Annotated in this window: 7 protein-coding genes; 1 reads left to right on the forward strand and 6 read right to left on the reverse strand. The window is 70.1% G+C overall.

The genetic code is table 11. The features are described from left to right. The coding region (locus tag HUU96_RS11150; protein WP_174292869.1) for an adenosine kinase at window positions 1–560 on the forward strand (560 nt) is incomplete at its 5' end. 32 nt (window positions 561–592) lie between these two features. Here the strand turns inward: HUU96_RS11150 and HUU96_RS11155 are convergent. From HUU96_RS11155 to hisH, 6 genes are all read right to left on the reverse strand, one after another. Beyond that, window positions 593–2,167, reverse strand: coding sequence for an amino acid permease (locus HUU96_RS11155; RefSeq protein WP_174292870.1), 1,575 nt, complete (start codon window positions 2,165–2,167; stop codon window positions 593–595). 82 nt (window positions 2,168–2,249) lie between these two features. Next, complete coding sequence (locus HUU96_RS11160; protein ID WP_174292871.1) at window positions 2,250–2,630, reverse strand: HIT domain-containing protein; 381 nt, start codon at window positions 2,628–2,630, stop codon at window positions 2,250–2,252. Between the two features lies 1 nt (window position 2,631). Further along, window positions 2,632–2,964: a phosphoribosyl-ATP diphosphatase gene (locus HUU96_RS11165; RefSeq protein ID WP_174292872.1), complete on the reverse strand. Its 333-nt coding sequence runs from the start codon at window positions 2,962–2,964 to the stop codon at window positions 2,632–2,634. Window positions 2,965–2,972: 8 nt separating this feature from the next. Further along, window positions 2,973–3,740 (reverse strand): imidazole glycerol phosphate synthase subunit HisF, encoded by a 768-nt coding sequence (gene hisF / locus HUU96_RS11170; RefSeq protein ID WP_174292873.1) that lies wholly within the window; start codon window positions 3,738–3,740, stop codon window positions 2,973–2,975. Between the two features lie 145 nt (window positions 3,741–3,885). Beyond that, window positions 3,886–4,617, reverse strand: coding sequence for a 1-(5-phosphoribosyl)-5-[(5-phosphoribosylamino)methylideneamino]imidazole-4-carboxamide isomerase (hisA, locus tag HUU96_RS11175; protein WP_174292874.1), 732 nt, complete (start codon window positions 4,615–4,617; stop codon window positions 3,886–3,888). 10 nt (window positions 4,618–4,627) lie between these two features. Then, window positions 4,628–4,989 (reverse strand): imidazole glycerol phosphate synthase subunit HisH (gene hisH, locus HUU96_RS11180; RefSeq protein WP_174292875.1); only part of this gene is annotated, 362 nt, incomplete at its 5' end.

A 4,989-nucleotide genomic window follows, 5' to 3' on the forward strand; every position in this document is an offset into this window, starting at 1 on the left:
GGGCGCTGATCGCCGATGCCGCGATCCTGTACCTCGAAGGCTATTTGTGGGACCCCGAGGAGCCGCGCGCGGCGATGCGCGCCGCGATCGAGGTCGCGCGCAAGGCCGGGCGCAAGGTAGCGTTCACGCTGTCCGACACCTTCTGCATCAGCCGCCACGGCGACGACTTCCGCCGGCTGATCGCCGACGGGCTGATCGACATCCTGTTCGCCAACGAGAACGAGCTGGCGGCGCTGGCAGAGGTCGAGGCGTTCGAGGATGCGGTTGCCAAGGTCTCGCCGCAGGTGCCGACCCTGGTGGTGACCCGCGGCGAGCACGGCGCCTGCGCAATCCAGCACGGCACCCGCGCCGAGGTGCCGGCCGAGCCGATCGCGGCGGTGGTCGACACGACGGGGGCGGGCGATCTGTTCGCCGCCGGCTTCCTGCACGGCCAGGCGCAGGGCAAGGGGCTGGAGGCGTCGCTGACGATGGGTGCGCTGTGCGCCGCGGAGATCATCAGCCATTTCGGCGCGCGGCCGCAGGTCGACCTCAAGCAGCTGATCGCCGACAAGCTGCGCTGACTGGCCGCGACTAGCCCGCTCGGTGGTGCGGGCTAGCCCGCCGGGTCGCGGTCGCCATCGGCGTCGATCACGCCCTGGCCGACATAGCTGCGCTGGCGGCTGTAGAGGAAATAGATCAGCAGCCCCAGCGCTCCCCAGCCCGGCAGCACCAGGATCGCGGTCAACGGCAGCGAGACGTACAGGCCCAGGCAGCCGATGATCGCCAGCGGTGCGACGATCCACACCACCGGTGTGCGAAACGGCCGGGTCCGGCCCGGATCGGTGATGCGCAGCACCATCACCGATACCGCCACCATCAGGAACGCGAACAGCGTGCCCGAGTTGGAATAATCCGCCAGCTTGCCAACCGGCAGGAAGGCGGCGGCAAGGGCGGCGGCGAAGCCGGTCACCACCGTCACCACATGCGGCGTGCGGAAGCGCGGATGCACGGACGCCAGCCGGGCGGGCAGCAGGCCATCGCGTGCCATGGTGAAGAACACGCGGGTCTGGCCGAACATCATCATCAGCACCACCGACGGCAGCGCGAGCACGGCGGCGAGACCGACCAGCCGGCCGACCCCGGGCCAGCCGATCGTGTCGAGGACATGGACCAGCGCCTCCTTGGAGCAGACCAGCGGCTCGACCGCGCCGCCGGCGACGATCCCCGCGCACCGGCCGGCGATCTCGACCGAGCCGGGCGACAGCACCGCGCCGGCCGTGCTGGTCACCGGCTGCGCCCCCAGCGCGCCGATCGCGCCCGAGGCGACCAGCAGGTAGAAGATGGTGCAGATCAGCAGCGATCCGATCAGGCCGATCGGCACGTTGCGCTGCGGGTTCTTGGTCTCCTCGGCCGCGGTCGAGACCGCGTCGAAGCCCACATAGGCGAAGAAGATCGACGCCGCCGCGCCCAGCACGCCGCTGCCGCCGGTCGGCATGAACGGATGGAAGTTGCTGGCGTGCAGCACCGGCAGGGTGAGGGCGATGAAGCCGGTCAGGGCAACGATCTTGATGCCGACCAGCACCGCATTGACCCGCGCGCTCTCGGTGGTGCCGACCACCAGCAGCCAGGTCGCCAGCCCGGTAATGACGATCGCCGGCAAATTGACCCAGCCGCCGGTCTGCATCGCCGCGATCATGTCGGGCGTGGCAGGGCTGCCGAACGCCGTCTCGACGTGCGCCATCAGCGCATCGGCGTTGCTGAGTGCGGAGGGGAAGTGGAATCCCAATCCCTCCAGCAGCCCGACCGCATGGTTGGACCAGCCCACCGCCACCGCGCTCGCGCCGACGGCATATTCGAGGATCAGCGCCCAGCCGACCATCCAGGCGAGCAGCTCGCCGACCACCGCATAGGTATAGGTGTAGGCGGACCCCGACACCGGCACCATCGACGCCAGTTCCGAGTAACACAGCGCCGCGACCGCGCAGACGAAGCCGGCGGCGACGAAGCTGAGCAGCATCCCCGGCCCGGCCTTCTGCGCCGCCTCGCTGGTCAGCACGAAGATGCCGGTGCCGATCACCCCGCCAATGCCCAGCATCGTCAGCTGGAACGCGCCGAGCGAACGCTTCAGGCCCTTCTTCTCGGCGGTCAGCAAGATAGCGTCGAGCGACTTGACGCGGTCGAAAATCATCAAATCGAGTCCCCCGGACGCGGACTAGCTGCCGCGCGATATGAGCGGTGAGCCTAACCGCTTATGGAGGAGGCGCAATCCCCTAATCGCGCGCCAGCATCGGCCCCAGCGGCGCGCCGGCAAACAGGTGGACGTGGAGGTGCGGCACCTCCTGGTGGCTATGCGGTCCGGTGTTGGCGAGGAGGCGGTAGCCGCTCTCGACCAGCCCCGCCGCTCGCGCGACCGTACCGACCGCGCGGACGAAGCCGGCGATCTCCTCGGCCGGTGCGTGCGCGCTGAAGTCGTCCCATGAGACATAAGCGCCCTTGGGGATGACGAGGATGTGGGTCGGGGCCTGCGGATCGATGTCGGGGAAGGCGAGGGCCCACTCGTCCTCGTAGAGCCGGGTCGCCGGGATCTCGCCGCGCAGGATGCGGGCGAAGACGTTGCCGTCGTCATAGGGCAGGGTGGCGTCGACCGGCATGTCAGCTCCTTTCGCGGCTCGCCTTCTCGTCATGTCCCGACAGTCCCTCACGCCGAGCAAGTTCGGCGCGCACGTCGTCCAGCGATAGGTCAGCATCGGCGAGGAGGATCAGGAGGTGGAAGAGGAGGTCCGCCGCCTCCGACGCGAGGGTGTCCGGAGCAGCGAGGGCGGCGATCACCGTCTCGGTGGCTTCCTCGCCGACCTTCTGCGCGATCCTGGCGCGGCCCTTGGCGAACAGCGAGGCGACGTAGGAGGTGCCCGCATCGCTGCCTCGCCGCGCGCGGATCGTCGCTTCGAGGCGGTCGAGGATGTCTTTCGGGATGCCGTCGGCCATGCGCCTGCCTAGGCGAGCGGCCGGCGGACGGGAACCCCCGCCGCCGCCAGCGCCGCGTGCGCATCGGCGACCGACGCCTCGCCGAAGTGGAAGATCGAGGCGGCGAGGACGGCGCTGGCATGGCCCTCGACGATGCCGGCGACGAGATCGCCCAGCCCGCCGACGCCGCCCGACGCCACCACCGGCACGCTGGTCCGGTCGGCGATCGCGCGCACCAGGTCGAGGTCGTAGCCCGAGCGGGTGCCGTCGCGGTCCATCGATGTGATCAGCAGCTCGCCTGCGCCCAGTTCGGCGAGGTGGAGCGCATGAGAGACCGCGTCTAGCCCGGTGGCGCGGCGACCGCCATGGGTGAACACCTCCCAGCGCTCGCCCGACCGGCGCGCGTCGATCGAGGCGGTGCAGCACTGGCTGCCGAACCGTTCGGCAATGTCGGCGACCAGCTCGGGCCGGGCGACCGCGGCGGAGTTGACCGCGACCTTGTCGGCACCGGCGAGCAGCAGCGCGCGCGCGTCCTCGGCGGAGCGCACACCGCCGCCGACGGTCAGCGGCATGAAGCAGACCGCCGCGGTGCGGCTGACAACGTCCAGCAGGGTGCCACGATCCTCGTTGCTGGCGGTGATGTCGAGGAAGCACAATTCGTCCGCGCCGGCGGCGTCATAGGCGCGCGCCTGCTCGACCGGATCGCCGGCATCGACGAGCGAGACGAAGTTGACGCCCTTGACGACCCGGCTGTTCGCCACGTCGAGGCAGGGGATGACGCGGGCGCGGACGGTCATCGACAAGGAATTTCACGCGGAGGCGCGGAGACGCGGAGGAAAGGCGGCGAAGCCGCAGAACAGGCTTCATGCGAGGTTGCGAAGATGATGATGCCGGCGGCGCAAAGAAGGTCTTCTCCGCGTCTCCGCGCCTCCGCGTGAACCCTCATGCGGCCGCCACGGCCAACGCCGCCGCCAGGTCGAGCCGCCCATCATACAGCGCACGGCCGGTGATGACCCCCTCGATCCCGTCCTTGGCGTGGACCGCGAGGAGGTGGATGTCGCCGATTTCCTTCACCCCGCCGCTGGCGATCACGGGAATGTCGACCGCGCGCGCGAGGTCAACGGTCGCCTCGACGTTGCAGCCCTTCATCATCCCGTCGCGGCCGACATCGGTGAACAGCAACGCCGCGACGCCGACATCCTCGAAGCGGCGGGCGAGGTCCGCGGCGCTGGTCGTCGACACCTCCGCCCAGCCCTTGGTCGCGACCAGGCCGTCCCTGGCGTCGACCGCCACCACGATGCCGCCGGGGTAATCGCGTGCGGCGGCGCGGACGAACTCGGGGTCTTCCAGTGCGGCGGTGCCGATGACGACGCGCGCCACGCCCAGGTCGAACCAGCGCTCGACGCTCTCGCGTGTCCTGATGCCGCCGCCCAGCTGGACATGGCCGGGGAAGGCGGCGACGATGCCGCGCACCGCCTCGCCATTGCGGCTCTCGCCGGCAAACGCGCCGTCGAGGTCGACGACGTGGAGGTGGCCCGCGCCGGCTTGGGCGAACGCCAGCGCCTGCGCGGCGGGCTCGTCGCCGTAAATCGTGGCGCGGTCCATATCCCCTTCGGCTAGGCGCACGACCTGTCCGGCCTTGAGGTCGATGGCGGGGAAGACAATCAGCGTCATAGGGGCAGGCTCACGGCCGCCACGCCAGGAACCGCGCGAGCAGATCAAGCCCATAAAGCTGGCTCTTCTCCGGGTGGAACTGCACCCCGATCATCGTGTCGCGCCCGATCGCGGCGGTGACCGGACCCTCATGGTCGGTCTGCGCGATCACCGCATCGCCCTCGAATCCATAGCTGTGCAGGAAATACGCCTCCCCCGGCTCGATCAGCGGGTGCGGCGCGCGGGGGGTGACGTCGTTCCAGCCCATGTGCGGCACCTTGGCGGCGGGGCTGGCCGGTTGTAGCCGCCGCACCCTGCCGCCGATCCAGCCAAGGCCGGCGTGATGCCCCATCTCGTCGCCGGCATCGGCCATCAGCTGCATCCCGACGCAGA

The sequence above is a fragment of the Sphingomonas bacterium genome (genome assembly GCF_903644135.1).
Taxonomy (GTDB): Bacteria; Pseudomonadota; Alphaproteobacteria; order Sphingomonadales; family Sphingomonadaceae; genus Sphingomonas.